Raw genomic sequence first — 16,490 nt, 5'->3', positions numbered from 1 at the left:
TTTAGTATCATTTATTTTTGTGCCATTAATTCCTGTCTATAATTGTCAATTTCATTTGCCCATGTATTGGTTGTTTGCAGAATGAATGAGTTGATGATTTCATTTCCCTTTTCTGTTTCTCCGTTTTTTATTAATGTTAAACCTATGTAGGGTCTGCAATCTGTCCAGCTTGTGGGTACATCTTTTTTAAGTTCAAGGCAGTCTGTAATATGCTTATACCGATCAAAAAAAGGGAGGATATATTTTTGCAGATCATCTGCAAGCAGTTTTTCTGTATCATCATTAATATTATAGTCCTGGTTTCTTCCAATAAGTGCATCCGTTCTGATCCTAAACTGGCAATCATATTCTTTTGGTTTTAGGGGTAATCTCTCTTCCCGCAATTCAAAACCAACCGGAAATAAAAAGCCAATATTCAAATAAACACCAACACTGTATTCGCTGTTGTTAGTGCTTGACTGGATATTGAATATTTTCCAAAAGTCTTTTTCTTTTTTTGTGAAAGTAGTACCGGATACAGTAAATCCTGCCTGCTTAAATGCAGGTTTAAATAAGTCTTTGATTATTTTATCACGCTTTTCTAAAGCTGTCATATTGCCGTTGTTTTTTCGAATCGCCGAACCTCAGCTCCAAAACTTTCCCGGCGTCTTACCTCTTCATCAAATTCTTCTTTGTCCAGTATTATTAAGTCTATATCTGGAAGTCCGACCTGACCAAAATTATTTTCGGTAAGGTAAATGCCATTTGCTAATTCAATAAATGCACGTTGTTCAATATCTATTTGGTTATCGTAATAGTTAAAAAACAAGCCTGTTATTTTCTGGCCAACGAAATATGTTTTCACTTCTTCATAAGCAGGCTCTCCCGTTACGAACCTCATTTTAAAGTAATCCAGGTTGTCTGGCGTCAATTCAAGGTATTCTTCGTTATCAAATTCGGGTATCCCAATAATTGCGTCGTTAGAAAGCTTAATATAGGAGTGAAAAGATTGTGATCCGTATTCGTTTTCCGGAACGTAATGAAATCTAATCTCAACAATTTCTTTTCCAATCAAGTCGGATAATTTCAGTGTATCCATATAAAATATCTCCTGGTTAAATATACAATATTATAAATTTAACCCTGGTTGATTCTTTTGCTATCTATTTTACTATCACCCTCCCATCACCTCACCGAACAATAAAACCCCACATTCAGCCCGGCACTCCATAAATGCTCCGAGATCGAGGCGTCTTTTGTTTTTAGTACGTTGTAGCGAAAGCTGGGTTCGGCAAACAACTGCAGTTTATTATTCAACTGGTAATTAACACCGGCGCTGATAACGGGTGAAAAGTCGAGCTTTTTAAAGCCGGATGTGGAGGATGAGGACTTTTTCTGCGAGGTGCCATTTAAATACCCGTAGGTAATGTTTTCTTTGGCATTGAGTAAAATACTGGTTACAAAGCCAAGGCCGGTATTGAACTGCAGCTGCCCTGTTCCAAAATGCAGTTTTAGTTTTAACGGAATGCCGATATACTGGTAGGTATAATTTATCTTTTGGGTGGATGGCAGGGTATTATCAGGTGGGGCATATACCAGTTGCTGTTCCTTTGTTTGGTAGCCTTTATTGGCATATTGTATCCCTGTTTCAAAGCCAACCCGCCGGGAGCATTTAAAGTACACATTCAGCCCGGCTGTGTAACCAAATTTTGCAAGCTCGTTATCGTTCCTGCTTTTTATTACCAGGTCGGTGGGAGCGTCGCCACTGTGATATACAAGCGTACGGAAACTGTGGTCGGGCGAAAAGCTGAGGCCAAGCAATGTTGATGAGGAGTTTTTTTGTTGTGCTGTTGCTGTTAACGAAACCAATGCTGTAATAAATGCCAAAAAATGTTTCATAGTAGTGCTTTTTAGTACAAAATATAAAATGACTTGAACACTGATCTTACATCAACCGTTGCATGGTCAGGCATTTTTAGTATCTTAACCATTCAACTTAAAATTAGCTAAGCATGCGCTTTAAAAAAATAGCTGTTATTATCTTTTCCACTCTTATAGTCAGCACAAGCCTGTATGCACAGAAAAGTATTACCATTCCAAACTTAATTGGGATGACTTTTAAGCAAGCTAAAATATTTTTGAAAAATAAAGGTGTGGAAATAGGGGCTGTAATATTTGAGTCAAGCCTGGAAGGTAAATTTTTAGATAGCTGTATTGTTTACAAACAAAACCCTTTGCCAAAAAATAAAAGAGTAGTGAAAGGTGTAAGACTTGTAGATATTTACCTTACCGCTAAAGAACAATATATTGAACTTAAATCGTCTAACGATTTTTGATTTAAGGAATAAATTTAGTTGTTTTTTGAGTACATATACATCGTTACGGGTTGTGGGTTATGGGTTTAGGGTTATGGGTTATGGGTTACGGGTTTAGAGTGTTAGGGAGGTTGGTTTATTGAATGCGGAGCTGGTGTATTAAGTTATTGTGGTTGGTAATTAGATAAGCTATGTTGCGGATCGAATGGTGGATGTTGCTGATTGAATAAGGTATGTTATGAATTGAATGAGCAAGGTTGTTTATTTAATAACGGAGGTTGCTTATTTGATAAGGGAGGTTGCTTATTTGATAAGGGAGGTTGCTTATTAAATAACGGATGTAGCCAATCGAATGCGCAACGTTGCTGATTGAATAAGGTTGGTGGTGGATTAAATTGGCTGGGTTAGTTATAAGATAAGGGAGATTGGTTTTAAGAGTTGCAGGGTTAAAAGTTTAAAGTTTAGGGGGTTAGGGTTTGCGGAGGATGGCTACGGTGAGGCGGCTGATGCACACCAGCTTTTCGTTATCGTCGTGTATTTTGATATCCCATACATGTGTGCTGCTGCCGAGGTGGAGCGGCGTGCAGGTGGCCGTTACATAGCCATTGCGGGCGCTGCGTACATGGTTGGCATTTATCTCCAGCCCTACACAGATATATTTTTCAGGATCGATAACAAAGTGTGATGCAATGCTGCCAATGGTTTCGGCAAGGGCGCAGCTGGCGCCGCCGTGCAGCAGGCCGTAAGGTTGTTTGGTGCGGTCGTCTACCGGCATTTTCATTTTAAGGTAATCATCGCCTACGGCCACCCATTCCATACCCAGGTGCTCACCCATGGTTTGCGGGCCCAATGGTTGCATAGTAGGCAGTGATAATGATTTATTGAACCAGATAGACATTTTATAATTGCTGCTTGATAGATGCATTTACCGGCCCGGGCAAAAAGGCGGATACATCGCCGCCGTTGCGCAATACATCCCTTACCAGGGTAGATGCCACGGAAGTAAACTGCGGCAGGCAGGTGAGAAAGATGGTTTCCACATGGCCATCCAGGCTGCGGTTCATATCGGCAATGGCTTTTTCGTATTCAAAATCGTTTACGTAGCGGATACCCCTTAATATAAAATTGGCGCCTACTGCTTTGCAGCATTCCACCGTTAATCCATCGTATACTACGGCTTGCACTTTGGGATCGTCTTTATATATCTCTCTTAACCATTGCAGCCTTTGATCTTCACTGAACATAGGCGCTTTATTTACATTGCGGCCAATACCTATAAAGAGTTTATCGAACAATGGCAATGCACGGTCGATGATATCGATATGCCCGAGTGTTACGGGATCGAAGGTGCCGGGGAACAAGCAAATACGAGACATGGTTTACGATTGTAGATTTTAGATTGTAGATTTTAGATTTAGATTGGAGATTTTAGATTGCTGATTTTTTGTTTGGTATTTCAAAGTTTTATAAATCTGCAATCGCCATTCTAAAATCTAAATTTGTCTTATGTTCTAGATTTTTTGTTTGACGTTTCGAAGTTTTATAAATCTGCAATCGCCAATCTAAAATCTAAAATTGCTTTATGCTTTTGTGCCCGCCAACAGGTACAGCACCGCCATCCTCACCGCTACCCCATTCTCTACCTGCTGCAGGATGATGGATTGATTGCTGTCGGCTGCGTCGCTGTCAATTTCCACACCACGGTTGATGGGGCCGGGATGCATGATCACAATTTCTTTGTTCAAACTGTCCAGCAGTTTTTTACTTACTCCGTAAGCAAGGTTGTATTCCCGCAGTGAGGAGAATAATACCTGGTTCTGCCTTTCCAGTTGTATGCGCAAAACGTTGGCCACATCGCACCATTGCAGGGCTTTCTTTAAATTATATTCCACCTGCACGCCCAATGCTTCGCTGATGTATTTGGGTATCAACGTTGGCGGACCGGCCACCATTACTTCGGCGCCCATCTTTTTTAATAAATAAATATTACTGAGGGCCACGCGGGAGTGCATGATATCGCCGAGGAGTACAATTTTTTTCCCTTCCAGCGTGCCCAGTTTTTCCTGTATGGAAAAGGCGTCGAGCAATGCCTGTGTAGGATGCTCGTTGATGCCATCGCCTGCATTTACAATGGCTGCCGGTATATGCTTTGCCAAAAAGTGCGGCGCCCCGCTGGCGCTGTGGCGCATCACCACCATATCCACCTTCATGCTGAGGATATTGTTCACCGTATCCAGCAGTGTTTCGCCTTTAGCGGCAGAGGAGCCGGAAGCGGTAAAGTTGATGGTATCGGCGCTCAGCCTTTTTTCGGCCAGTTCAAACGATATCCTGGTACGGGTGCTGTTCTCGTAAAAAAGGTTTACGATGGTAACATCCCGCAGCGATGGTACTTTTTTTATTTGCCTTTGTAATACCCCTTTAAATTCTGTTGCTGTAGATAAAATAGTGGAAATATCCTGGGGTGTGAGATCTTTAATGCCTAATAAGTGTTTGGTAGATAGTTGCATTAAGCGTCAAAGTTAATTAACAATTAATAATTAGCAATTAATAATTTTTCAAGACAGAGGGACCTTGTGCAATTCAAAGACTTTTCCTTTAAAGGCATTATTAATTATTAATTTTTAATTATTCATTCATACAAAACTACTTCTTCCCTTTCCCACTCCACCTTTACCTTTTGAGATATTACGGTGTCGATGGCTTTGCCGCAGTAGTCGGGTTGTATGGGCAGTTCGCGGTTAAAACGACGGTCCACCAGTACACAGAGTTCTACTTTTTTCGGGCGGCCAAAATCCTGCAGGGCATCCAATGCTGCACGGATGGTGCGGCCAGTGTACAGCACATCATCTATCAGTATCACTTTTTTGCCATCTATCGAAAAGGGGATGTCGGTTTTATTGGCCACGTGCAACTCCTTGCGGATGTCATCGCGGTAAAAGGTAATGTCCAATATGCCGTATTGCACCTGCTGGCCGGGCGATAATGCCTTTACCGATTCCATTACCTTATTGCTCACTTTTACGCCACGGGGCTGCAGGCCTATGAACACCACATCATCCAGGCTGGCCTGGTTTTCGAGTAGCTGGTGCGATAACCTTAATATAGTAAGATGCAGTTGCTGTTTATCTAAGAATGATCTTCAATGTATATATTTTACAAGGCGAATTTACCTGATATCCTCCGAATAAAAAAAGCCCCGCAAGCGGGACCTTTTTATTACAATTTATTTTTCCTGTAAAAATGGATAACGGTAATCGGTTGGCGGATTGAAGGTTTCCTTGATCGTTCTTGCACTTAACCAACGATAGAGATTCAGTATCGATCCTGCTTTATCGTTGGTGCCGCTGGCACGGGCGCCACCAAATGGCTGCTGCCCTACTACTGCCCCGGTTGGTTTATCGTTGATGTAAAAATTACCGGCGCTGTTGCGCAGTTTGTTGGTGGCCACTTCCACTGCAAAGCGATCCTGCGCCAGTATAGCTCCTGTAAGTGCATAAGAAGATGTACTGTCTACGATCTTCAATGTTTCTTCAAATTTATTTTCGTCGTACACATACAATGTAAGCACCGGGCCAAACAATTCTTCGCACATAGTTACATAGTACGGGTCGGTGGTTTCTATTACAGTAGGTTCAATAAAGAAGCCTTCTGTTTTATCGCATTTACCACCTACTATGATCTTTGCCTTGCTGTCTCTTTTCCTGGCGCCTTTGATATAGGCTTCCAATTTATCAAAACTCTTCTCGTCTATCACGGCGTTAACAAAGTTGGTGAAATCTTCCACGCTGCCCATCTTCATCGTCTTTATTTCTGCTATCAATTTCTTCTTTACTTCTGCCGCCATATTAGATGGTATGTAAGCCCTGGATGCTGCAGAACATTTTTGTCCCTGGTATTCAAATGCACCACGGGCCAGTGCGGCCACCACTGCATCTACATTGGCAGATTTATGCGCCACCACAAAATCTTTACCGCCTGTTTCGCCAACAATACGTGGATAGGTTTTGTAATTGCTCATATTGCCGCCGATCGTCTTCCACATATAGTTGAACACGCCGGTGCTGCCGGTAAAATGCAATCCTGCAAAATCAGGATGATTGAACACCACGTCGCCAATGGTGGGTCCGTCGATGTATACTAAATTAATCACACCATCGGGTAAACCAGCTTCTTTTAATATGCGCATGAACATTTGTGCGCTGTACACCTGTGTGTTGGCGCATTTCCATATCACCACGTTGCCGCACATAGCAGCAGATGTAGGCAGGTTGCCGCCAATGGCGGTGAAGTTGAAAGGCGTTAATGCAAATACAAATCCTTCCAGCGGGCGGTATTCCATCCTGTTGTACATACCGGGGCTGCTGATAGGCTGCTGGCGGTAAATATCGCTGAGGAAGTGTACATTAAAACGCAGGAAGTCTATTAATTCGCAGGCGCTGTCTATCTCTGCCTGGAAGGCATTTTTGCTTTGGCCCAGCATGGTGGTGCCGTTCATGTAAGGGCGGTATTTGGTAGCGATCAGGTCAGCGGCTTTTAAAAAGATGTTGGCCCTGTTCTCCCAGCTCATGTTGGCCCATTTGTCTTTTACTTTCAATGCTGCTGCAATGGCTTTTTTTACATGGCTGGCATCGCCTTCGTTAAAATGACCCAATACATGTTTGCGTTCATGCGGGGGCGTTATGGCTGTTTTTTTATTGGTACGCACTTCGTCGCCGCCTATATACATCGGCACATCGATCTTAGTGCTTTTTAATTCTTTTAAGACTGCTTTAAGCGCCGCTTTTTCTTTTGATCCTGGTGCATAATTCAACACCGGTTCGTTAGCTGGCAAAGGATAATAAAAGTCTCCGTATTGCATATAATTAATTTGATGATTTGAAAATTAGTTAATTAGCTGATTGATTTTAATTTTGACGTTGCTATTATTTTGGATAATACTTTTACAATAGAGATGCAGTTATTAAGCAATTCATCGCAATTGGCATAGCCGGCAGAATTTTTACAAAGTAACAGCCAATATTCTGTTTCATCTGCTTCTTTTGCTGCAATTTTTAATTTATGAATAAAATCCATTTTACTTTCTGCATTCTGAGCCTCTCTTACATTAGCACCAATACTCGTCCCCGATTTTAATAATTGTCGTGCTATTACATACTTATGCTACTTTTCTAAAACCTCAACGTATTTGATAATGTTCAATGCAAAATCAAAGGTAAGCTCCACAATTACATTTTTCTCTTTATTTCCTTGCATAAAATGGATTATAAGTATTACACAGGGTAATCATTAAATTTCCAAATCAACTCATCGCCAAATTATTCCGTTTCTTTTTCACTCATCAAATAAGCTTTTATAAACCCATCCAGTTCGCCATCCATCACGGGGCCTACGTTGCCTACTTCGTAATCGGTGCGGTGGTCTTTGATCATTTTATAAGGATGGAATACATAGCTGCGTATCTGGCTGCCCCACTCTATCTTTTTCTTTTTGCTGTTGGCCGCGTCTTTAATGGCATTGCGTTTCTGCAATTCTATTTCGTACAGGCGACTTTTCAGCATCTGCATGGCTAACTCACGGTTGCCGAGCTGGCTCCTGTCCTGCTGGCATACCACTACTATACCGGTGGGTATATGCGTTAACTGTACCTTGGTTTCCACCTTGTTCACGTTCTGTCCGCCGGCGCCGCCGCTTCGGGAGGTTTCCATTTTTACGTCGGCAGGGTTGATCTCGATATTGATCGTATCATCCACCAATGGATATACGTTCACCGATACAAAAGATGTATGCCTTCTTGCATTACTGTCGAAGGGTGAGATACGCACCAGGCGGTGCACCCCTGTTTCTGATTTTAAGAAGCCGTAGGCAAAGGATCCTTCAAACTTGTAGGTGCAGGTTTTTATACCGGCGCCATCGCCCCATTGCCAGTCCATTTCCGTTACGGTCCAACCCTGCTTTTCGCCGTACATGCGGAACATACGGGCCAGCATTTCGGCCCAGTCCTGGCTTTCGGTACCACCGGCGCCACTGTTGATCTGCATCATGGCGGGCAGTTCATCTTCGGGCTGGTTGAGCGTGCTTTTAAATTCCGCTTCTTCTACTTTATTGATGGCATCGTCGTATGCCACTTTGGTCTCTTCTTCGGTGGCATCGCCCCCTTTCCAGAAATCGAATAATACGGCAAAATCTTCCACGGCGGTATTCACCGAATGGTAGAGATCAATCCAGTATTCGTTCACTTTTATTTCTTTAAGAATGCCTGTGGCACGGGTGTTATCATCCCAAAAGCCGGGAGAGAGAGAGAGTTGTTTGTCGTTGGCGTTTTTTGCCTCCCTGTTGTCTACGTCAAAGAAATCTCTTCAAAACCGTTGTGCGGTCTCTCAGAGCCTTAATCTGTTCTATTGTCATGGGGCAAAGTTACGAAATTTTTGTACGTGGAGGAAATGGCACGCAGAGAGGAAGAGGACGCAGAGGGGCACGAGCCTGCGGCTGTGGGGTGGCCACGAAGACACGAAGGCACAAGGGCACGGAGAGGAAAGGGAAAGAGATGAATGAGAGGGTATTGGATTATTCGAGAGCAGTTTTTGGGTTCGGGGGAAAAGGCACGAAGGGACACGAGCCTGCGGCTGTGGGGTGACAACGAAGAGAAATGGCACGCAGAGGCGCGGAGGACGCAGAGGAGATTTGACACGAAGATGCTAAGGCATAAAAAATCCCGCAGGGATGAACTGCGGGATGGGTGATGTTATAAATTAAAGCTTATTTGAATTCTGCGCTTACGGTGATCTTTGGATCGGTGGATACTTTACCGGCACCGATGGCTGCACCGTTCACTTCGTAGTCAGCTACTTTAATGCTGAAGTCGGTGGTGGTGGTGATGGTTGCGCCTGCTACAACGATCTTGGCAGTGGTGGTAACTGGTTTTGTTACACCATGCAAGGTAAGGTCGCCGGAAACAGTGGCAGTGTAAGTACCGTCTGTTGTGAATTTTACATCAGACAGGTTAGTGATGCTGCCTTTAAAGGTTGCAGTAGGAAATTTATCAGAGTTCATCCAGCCTTCACTGTTGAAGTGCTCCTGTATTTTAGGATTGGCGAATGAAAAGCTTTTTATGGTTACTTCAAATGCTACTTTACCTGATTTGGTATCCAGGCTGGCAACAGCAGTTTTGTTCTCTGCTTTTGGCAATGCATCCAGCTTGGTGGTGGCATCAAAATTAACAGTAGCGGATGTGGTGATCTTTTTCTTTTGTGCAAATGATGCACCTGCAAGGGTTACTAAAGCGAAAAGAAGGATTGATTTTTTCATTTGTTTGTTTTTATTTTTTGTAAATATTTAATTTATTTATTGACCTTGTCTACAGCACTGCGTTTAAAATCCACGTGAATGGTTTCCAGTATATCGCTGTAAATACCGCCGCTGCAGGAACCTTTGATGGATACAGAGTCGCCTACTTTTAATTGTTTGGCCTCATTCAGGTGCTGCTGCTGAAAGGCAAATATCACGTACGATTGCGTAGTGGTATCTGTCATTCTTATATTCATCGTGGTATCGGCTGCTGCTGCTTCTATTTCCGTTACGCGGCCGCTTACGGTTACTATCTGGTCGGCATATTTTTTATTGGCCAGTGTATCGTTCTGCTGAAATTCTTTTAAAAGATCCATTGCGCTTACAGTATATGCTGCCTTACGGTCGGATGTATCCGCAAATTTTTCTGTAAAGATGTACCATATTGCAACTGCTCCTGCTATCAATAATATCAAACCTGTTATCAGCAGTTTTTTCAGCCAGGGTTTCATACCTTTTTTTTGCCCGGTCATGGTGGTGGTTTTTAATTTTAAACAAATATACGATGTTTAAACATCAATTTCCAATACCGCCGGCAAAAATTTCCACTTCTTTAACTTTCAGCACTTTAAACTGCCTGCCGGCATGGTAACAAATATTGCACCAAAGCACTCCTCTCCTTTCTTACATTACTGTGAAATTACGGAACTTGCGCTATAAATATTTTTATGACACCGCCGGCAAACCGTTACTTCATTGTGCATAAACCCTTTAATATGGTGTCGCAGTTCAAAAGCTCGCATGCGGTTGGTTTACTGGGCGATCTTGATTTTGATTTCCCTGAGGGCACCCATGCCATTGGCAGGCTTGACAACCATTCGGAGGGTTTATTGGTCTTAACTACTAATAAGAAGGTGACGCGGCTGCTGTTTTTGAGCGAAGAACCGCATAAAAGGACCTACCTGGTGCAGGTAAACAATGTAATGAGCAGCGAAAACCTGGAACGGCTGCGGAATGGGGTGGATTTTAAAATTAAATCGGGCCAGCCTTACACTACGGCCCCCTGCACGGTGGAAGTGGTAAGTGACCCGGCTGAATATTGCAATATGGCGCCCCGGCTTACCGCCTGGGAACCCTATACCTGGTTATTGATCACCATTACGGAGGGTAAATACCACCAGGTGAGGAAGATGATCGCTGCCACGAGGCATAAATGTAAAAGACTGATCAGGGTGAGCATTGAAGACTTGTGGCTGAAAGACCTGGGATCCGGAAAAGTGAGAGAAATGGATGAAAAAAATTTTTTTCAACAATTGAAGATAACAGATTATTAACTTTCAATGCGTTTTGAATGCCGCTTGTTAAATTTTTGCACAATTTGATTACATGCAACGCTTTTAAAATGTATGGCACCTAAATTGCACCATATATAGTACCCAACAGCCTAAATTTATTTACACATGAAACTAGAGTTTTTTAAAAATATTCAGTTCACCAAACTGATCAAAGCAGAGGGAAGATTAAGAGAGTTTAATTTTCGCAACCACCTGAGCCCGATGATGAAGGATGTATGTTCTGTAAATGTTACCGACAATCGTGGCAACCGCATTATTTTTGAAATGCAGAAGCAGGAAGGCGGCTGGAAGATAGCGCAGGCCAAACTGCCGGTGTGGATACTGGAGAACGAGAATAATTTTCAAAGAGTTATTGAAGAAGAAATACAATAAAAAAAGGTTCAGCAATGCTGAACCTTTTTTCTTTTTCATTCATCCGTTAATTCTGCCTGTTCAGGTTCTTTCCAAAAAAATCTTTCATTTCCTTCCATGATGCAGTATCTGCTGCAGCGTTATAAGCTATCGGCATATTGAATTTTTTACCATTTGCTGTTGCGTCAGGATTGGTAAAGGCGTGTGTGGCGCCTGCATATTCTTTAAATGTGTAAATAGCGCCAATTGAATCCATTTGTTTTTTAAAGGCAGCCACTTCTTCCGGTTTTACAAACTGGTCATCTGCTCCATGACATACCAGTATCTTCGCTTTCAGCAGGTTCTTATCTGCCGGTACGCCTGCCAGGCCACCGTGAAAACTTACTACTGCTGTTAATGGTTCGCCCAGTCTTGCCATATTAAGCACCATGGTACCGCCAAAGCAAAAACCAATGGCTGCAATTTTGGAAGTATCTGCCTGGCTATATGTTTTTGCTTTTGCAAGCGCTGCATCAAAGCGGCTTTTGGCGTATGCAGGATTGGTATAGAATGGCATGGCCAATGCTTTGGCTTCATCCGGGTTGTTGCCTATTTTACCATTGCCGTACATATCCACTGCCAGTGCCAGGTATCCCAGGTCGGCCAGTTGTTTTACCCTGTTCTTTACAAAATCATTCAGCCCCCACCATTCGTGCACCACTAACACAATAGGTAGTTTTGCGGCACTGCTGTCGTAAGCAACAAAGCCGGTCAATTTAGCGCTGTCGCTTCCATAGCTTACATTTTCTGCTACGATGGCTTTTTCTTTTGTCATAGGTTTTTCCTTTTCTTCTGTGGCGTTGTTACTGTTGCATGCAGTTAACAATACTACTGCACAGCCGATGATGAATTGAAATTTTTTCATTGCATATTAATTTTTGATTGATAAACATAAATCTGCCGGTAAAGTTCAATAAAAGAAAGCATTTACCAATACATGGTTGCTATTAATGTTGCAACACGGTTATTTGCCGGCGGTTTTTTCGGCAGGCTTTATCCTGGAGGGATCGAGAATGATGGTGTGTACAAAAAGTATGCGTTCTTCCTGTATGGCGTCGTCGGAGTTGATGACCGCGGTACGGGTAAAGCCGTCATCGGTGCAGTTCATACAGCCCAGGATGATGCTGGCCTTTTTAAAATCCAGTTTGCCGGTGCTGTCTGTTGCCACCAGGCCCGTATTGGCCGATCGGCCACCATTAAAATTAAAGGCAGCATCGTTCAGCCTTCTTAACTGGTACAGGCTCATGCCCGGCCTGATACCGTCGCGGAGGCGCCATTCATTTTCGGGTATGTTCTGTTCGTATTGCATGGTGCTGGCTGCCATTAACTGGCCACCAATATAAATTTTTGCAAGACCGCAGTTATTGGCTGCATCGGCCCATAAAAAAACCACCTGCCTGCTGGTGTTGGGAAATAATACGGAGCATTTGCCCAGTTGCTGATCGGATAGATAATAAATATCTTTCTGCACATTCTTTTCGCCGAAATAAAAGCGCAGTTGTTCGTGCGAATTAAAATATACCAGGTCTTCTGCGTAGCTGATCTCTTTGGGCCTGGGCAGGTCTTGCTTTTTTACAAAGAAGGAATATTCGGTGAGTGTATCAATTGCTTTGGATGATACCAGCACGGTCACATCATTGTGCTGAAACAATAATGAAGGTGCGGTGAGCGAATCTTTTTCGCGGTTGCAGAAGAAGCCTTCTTTTTTTATATCCGCTTTTATTTTTTGAAATTCTTTTGCAGATGTGGTGCGGTAGATGAGTGAAAAATCTTCCTTGGTGCTGAAGCTGGTCACACTTCTCTGCACGGGAATCGTATCTGCTTTGCCGGGCCTGTAATCAAAGTCACGGGCAATGGTATCGGTCATGTAGGAAGTACCGGTAAATAAGAACCCTTTTTTGGAAATATAGCTGTCGAATTTTTGTTTGGGTACATAAGATAGTTCTGAAATATCCATGGTTGCCATCTGCGCAGCAGCGGCCATTCCCATTAACAGTAAGCAGGTAAATAGTAACAGTCTTCTCAAAATAACAACTTTTAGATCAGTATGATCATCCTAAAAATGGCTTTAAAAACGGACTGGATAAATTGTGTTTCCTGGAGGTGATTTTCAGCGGGGGGTACTAAATTGCTGCCAGCAAGCAGGCAGCATCTGCAAAGCGAAAATAAGGATTTATATCAAATTAATATAGGCCGGTAAGAAAAATATAATACAGGGGATCAATACTGGAAATAGATCTCGGTGGCCCCGTAACCGTACAATGCAGTGTACTGGTTTACAAAGGATTTCACTTCTTTTTTCAACCGCAGTATTTCGTGTATCTCATCTTTTAATTTTCCGGTGCCCACACCGTGTATGATGGTGAGCATGGGTTGATGGTGTGCGATGGCCAGGTCGTAATATTTTTCAAAGGTCTTTAGCTGCAGGGTGAGCATTTCAAAATTGCTGAGCTGTTTCCAGTTGTCGGTGAGTTTTTCTATGTGCAGGTCCACCACGGTACGGGCGGGCTCCAGATTTTCCCTTACACGGGAGGCATCGTAAATGCGGAAACCTGCATTGCCCAACCTGCTGAGGTCTACTTTTTCTTCCTCTGCCTTATCAGGATAATTGTCAAACAGCAGATAGCCGAAGGTGGGTTCGTTCTTTACCTGTATCTCTTCTATTTTTTTAAAGAGTTGTTTGCCTTTTAGTTTTAAGGATACTTCGTAAAAAGGCGCTTTTCTTTTATCGGGTTCTTTCAATGCAAATTCAAAATCAAAACGGGGACTGTCGCTCAGTTCTTCAAAGTCCACATCGTGCAGGTAAAAATCGGCCAATGGCTCAATGATATTCTTTAACTGGAATACACTGTTGCCACCGATCATAAGATCGTAATTGAATATAAAAGGAATATGTGTTTGGTTGAGCAGGTGTATCTTGAATTTTTCCACCACTTCATCATCAAAAACATCTTTGCTGAAAACAGGCAGGAATGAAAGCACCACCCCATCCCCTTCCTTGGTTTTGCCCACCGGTTTTTCCTTGCGCACCTGGTCGATAAACACTTTCTTTTTTTCCGGCGCTTTTTTTTGGGTGAACATTTTAAAATAAGGAAAGTCTATCTGGTCCATATAGGCCGGAAAGCGCACGCCTTTTACTTCAATCATCACCATTTTTTCGTTCATGATCTCCACCACTTTGCCATCTTCGTTGGTCAACAGCACGGTGATCTTATCTCCTACTTCGTATTTCATAAGGCAAAAATACGGAAGGTTTTTAATAACGAGCCCCCCAACAGGTTGGAGGGCATCGTTGATTGATTATAAAACCTCAAGTACTTATTATTTTCCTAATTGTTCCAAAGCTTCTCTTTCGGCTACTTTATTGGGAGAGAGTTTGCTGTTTTTATAGCTGTAAAAGAAATAGATGACCAAACCTATTACCAGCCATGCCAGGAACCTGAACCACACCATGTGTGTTTCCTGCGCCATCAGGTAAAAACAACTGGTAAGGCCCAGTATGGGGATCAATGAATAATTTTTTACTACTGTGAGTATGGTCACGATCGTTGCCACTATCCAAAACAGCAACATGGGTGATGCCTCCAATGTAAATAGACTTTTAAAATAGCCATCGCTGTACTTCATTATAAGCGTTATCGCCAAAGCATATAAGATCGGCATTACATACCTCCCGTTGATATAAGGCACTTTGAATTTTGATTCGGGTTTATTGGGCAGTTTATCCAGCACCAGTATACCACCGCATACCAGCACAAAGGCAAATAGTGTACCGATACTCGTTAGTGACAGCACGGTACTTAAATTTAAGAACAGTGCAGGTATGGCCACACAGATACCGGTTAGTATGGTGGAGAATGATGGTGTTTTAAATTTAGGATGCAGTTTAGAAAATATTTTCGGCAACAGCCCGTCGCGGCTCATGCTCATCCATATACGCGGCTGTCCCATCTGGAACACCAGCAATACGCTTGCCGTTGCTATAATGGCGCTTACTGCTACTATGCCTGCTATCCAGTGCAAACCTCTTGATTCAAATACCAGCGCCAGCGGATCGCCTACATTGAGTTGTTTGTATGATACCATACCGGTAAGTACCAATGCCAGCAATACATACAATATGGTGCAGATGATGAGAGAGTAGATCATTCCCCTTGGCAGATCTTTTTGCGGGTTCTTACATTCCTCAGCCGTGGTAGAGATGGCATCAAATCCTATATAGGCAAAGAATACCGCGGATACGCCTTTGAGTACACCACTAAATCCATTGGGTGTAAAGGGGCTCCAGTTTTCGGGATGCACATAATATGCACCTAATACAATAACTAAGAATATCACACAGAGTTTTATGATCACCATTAAATTGCTCATGGCCCGGCTTTCCCTGATGCCAACAAATACCACGGCAGTTATCAATGCCACTATACAAAATGCAGGAAGGTCCATGATAAGATGAAGACCACCCAATGTTGGTGCATTGGTCCACGCATTGTATCCTGAGAGCATCGCTGCATTATCTGCCATTGGCAGCTACAGATTGTAATGTTTCTCCTTTTGCCAGCAGCCCTGTTACATCGTTAAAACCGGTATGCGCTGTTACATAATCCATGCTTAGCCAGTCGGCCACGTGCATGCCTGCTTTATCCATCAGGTTGGTAAAATAATCGCTCCAGCTGATGGCTACGGCGATATTACCAATAGCATATTCCATTAAAAGGTCCCATCCTATTATCCAGGCAAATATTTCTCCAAAGGCCACATACGAGTAAGTGTAGGCGCTGCCCGCCACCGGCACCGTGCTGGCAAACTGTGCATAACACAAGGCTGCAAAGCCGCAGGCAATGGCGGTAAATACATAAAGATATACCACACCCGGTCCGCCATCGTAACTGGCTTTACCGATACTGCTGAACACACCTGCACCAATAACTGCTGCCACTCCAAAAAAGGTAAGGTCGCGTACTCCCAGTACTTTCTTTAAGGAAATATGGTCCCCATCTCCCATACCGGCCTCTGCATCTTTTAATATTGTGTTGATAGATTTCTTCCTGAATAAAGAAGTGGACATGTTGTTATGTTTTGGTTTGATGGTTCAATCATCCAAAATAATTAATAATATTGAGACTGAAAATAAAATTTGATGATAAACATGCCTGAATGGAGTTGC

19 protein-coding genes and 1 pseudogene are annotated in these 16,490 nt (G+C 42.8%); 3 read left to right on the top strand and 17 right to left on the bottom strand.

Going from position 1 to position 16,490, the window contains the following annotated elements:
• Nucleotides 1–11: 11 nt before the first annotated feature.
• The 3 genes from QM738_RS18475 to QM738_RS18465 all read right to left on the bottom strand — a co-directional run bounded on the left by QM738_RS18475 (nt 12) and on the right by QM738_RS18465 (nt 1,878).
• On the bottom strand, nt 12–593 hold the full coding sequence (locus QM738_RS18475; RefSeq protein ID WP_462278220.1) for a DUF4304 domain-containing protein: 582 nt from the start codon (nt 591–593) through the stop codon (nt 12–14).
• Nucleotides 590–1,078, bottom strand: coding sequence for a hypothetical protein (locus QM738_RS18470; RefSeq protein WP_462278219.1), 489 nt, complete (start codon nt 1,076–1,078; stop codon nt 590–592). Before QM738_RS18470 ends, QM738_RS18475 begins: the two co-directional genes overlap by 4 nt.
• Before the next feature lie 86 nt (nt 1,079–1,164).
• Nucleotides 1,165–1,878: an outer membrane beta-barrel protein gene (locus QM738_RS18465; protein WP_462278218.1), complete on the bottom strand. Its 714-nt coding sequence runs from the start codon at nt 1,876–1,878 to the stop codon at nt 1,165–1,167.
• A gap of 113 nt (nt 1,879–1,991) precedes the next feature.
• On the opposite strand from QM738_RS18465, the gene QM738_RS18460 reads away from it, so the two are divergent.
• Entirely contained in the window at nt 1,992–2,315 is a 324-nt protein-coding gene (locus tag QM738_RS18460) for a PASTA domain-containing protein (RefSeq protein ID WP_462278217.1), read from the top strand.
• 448 nt (nt 2,316–2,763) lie between these two features.
• On the opposite strand, the gene QM738_RS18455 is transcribed toward QM738_RS18460, so the two are convergent.
• The 9 genes and pseudogenes from QM738_RS18455 to QM738_RS18415 form a co-directional block, all read right to left on the bottom strand.
• On the bottom strand, nt 2,764–3,192 hold the full coding sequence (locus QM738_RS18455; RefSeq protein WP_462278216.1) for a hotdog fold thioesterase: 429 nt from the start codon (nt 3,190–3,192) through the stop codon (nt 2,764–2,766).
• A gap of 1 nt (nt 3,193) precedes the next feature.
• Complete coding sequence (gene coaD / locus QM738_RS18450; RefSeq protein ID WP_462278215.1) at nt 3,194–3,670, bottom strand: pantetheine-phosphate adenylyltransferase; 477 nt, start codon at nt 3,668–3,670, stop codon at nt 3,194–3,196.
• 204 nt (nt 3,671–3,874) lie between these two features.
• Complete coding sequence (locus QM738_RS18445) at nt 3,875–4,801, bottom strand: aspartate carbamoyltransferase catalytic subunit (protein WP_462278214.1); 927 nt, start codon at nt 4,799–4,801, stop codon at nt 3,875–3,877.
• Nucleotides 4,802–4,923: 122 nt separating this feature from the next.
• Nucleotides 4,924–5,415 (bottom strand): annotated as a pseudogene (gene pyrR / locus QM738_RS18440) (bifunctional pyr operon transcriptional regulator/uracil phosphoribosyltransferase PyrR); the annotation flags it as partial.
• Between the two features lie 102 nt (nt 5,416–5,517).
• Nucleotides 5,518–7,152: an L-glutamate gamma-semialdehyde dehydrogenase gene (gene pruA / locus QM738_RS18435; RefSeq protein WP_462278213.1), complete on the bottom strand. Its 1,635-nt coding sequence runs from the start codon at nt 7,150–7,152 to the stop codon at nt 5,518–5,520.
• A gap of 32 nt (nt 7,153–7,184) precedes the next feature.
• A complete protein-coding gene (locus QM738_RS18430) occupies nt 7,185–7,442 on the bottom strand; it encodes a four helix bundle protein (protein WP_462278667.1) in 258 nt (85 codons plus the stop codon).
• 167 nt (nt 7,443–7,609) lie between these two features.
• A protein-coding gene (gene prfB, locus QM738_RS18425; protein WP_462278212.1) for a peptide chain release factor 2 occupies nt 7,610–8,699 on the bottom strand; the annotation gives its coding sequence in 2 pieces (ribosomal slippage) (nt 7,610–8,638 and nt 8,640–8,699; 1,089 coding nt in all).
• A 351-nt stretch (nt 8,700–9,050) separates the two neighbouring features.
• On the bottom strand, nt 9,051–9,599 hold the full coding sequence (locus QM738_RS18420; RefSeq protein ID WP_462278211.1) for a YceI family protein: 549 nt from the start codon (nt 9,597–9,599) through the stop codon (nt 9,051–9,053).
• A 32-nt stretch (nt 9,600–9,631) separates the two neighbouring features.
• Entirely contained in the window at nt 9,632–10,111 is a 480-nt protein-coding gene (locus QM738_RS18415; protein ID WP_462278210.1) for an OB-fold protein, read from the bottom strand.
• 195 nt (nt 10,112–10,306) lie between these two features.
• On the opposite strand from QM738_RS18415, the gene QM738_RS18410 reads away from it, so the two are divergent.
• Together QM738_RS18410 and QM738_RS18405 are read left to right on the top strand one after the other, a co-directional pair.
• Complete coding sequence (locus tag QM738_RS18410) at nt 10,307–10,912, top strand: pseudouridine synthase (RefSeq protein WP_462278209.1); 606 nt, start codon at nt 10,307–10,309, stop codon at nt 10,910–10,912.
• A gap of 126 nt (nt 10,913–11,038) precedes the next feature.
• Nucleotides 11,039–11,305: a hypothetical protein gene (locus QM738_RS18405; RefSeq protein WP_462278208.1), complete on the top strand. Its 267-nt coding sequence runs from the start codon at nt 11,039–11,041 to the stop codon at nt 11,303–11,305.
• 46 nt (nt 11,306–11,351) lie between these two features.
• Here QM738_RS18405 and QM738_RS18400 read toward each other — a convergent pair whose 3' ends face one another.
• From QM738_RS18400 to QM738_RS18380, 5 genes are all read right to left on the bottom strand, one after another.
• Nucleotides 11,352–12,188 carry a dienelactone hydrolase family protein gene (locus QM738_RS18400; protein ID WP_462278207.1) on the bottom strand — a complete coding sequence of 279 codons (837 nt, stop codon included), beginning with the start codon at nt 12,186–12,188 and terminating at the stop codon, nt 11,352–11,354.
• Nucleotides 12,189–12,287: 99 nt separating this feature from the next.
• The gene (locus tag QM738_RS18395; RefSeq protein WP_462278206.1) at nt 12,288–13,349 is read right to left on the bottom strand and encodes a hypothetical protein; all 1,062 of its coding nucleotides are present in this window, start codon (nt 13,347–13,349) and stop codon (nt 12,288–12,290) included.
• Nucleotides 13,350–13,543: 194 nt separating this feature from the next.
• Entirely contained in the window at nt 13,544–14,557 is a 1,014-nt protein-coding gene (locus tag QM738_RS18390) for a Smr/MutS family protein (RefSeq protein ID WP_462278205.1), read from the bottom strand.
• Between the two features lie 87 nt (nt 14,558–14,644).
• Complete coding sequence (locus tag QM738_RS18385; RefSeq protein WP_462278204.1) at nt 14,645–15,847, bottom strand: APC family permease; 1,203 nt, start codon at nt 15,845–15,847, stop codon at nt 14,645–14,647.
• On the bottom strand, nt 15,837–16,391 hold the full coding sequence (locus tag QM738_RS18380; RefSeq protein WP_462278203.1) for an amino acid permease: 555 nt from the start codon (nt 16,389–16,391) through the stop codon (nt 15,837–15,839). Before QM738_RS18380 ends, QM738_RS18385 begins: the two co-directional genes overlap by 11 nt.
• Nucleotides 16,392–16,490: the final 99 nt, after the last annotated feature.

The sequence above is a fragment of the Ferruginibacter sp. genome (assembly GCF_049840995.1).
Taxonomy (GTDB): domain Bacteria; phylum Bacteroidota; class Bacteroidia; order Chitinophagales; family Chitinophagaceae; genus Ferruginibacter.
Note: the sequence above shows the minus strand (reverse complement) of the source record. Positions and strands in the feature narration are given on the sequence as shown.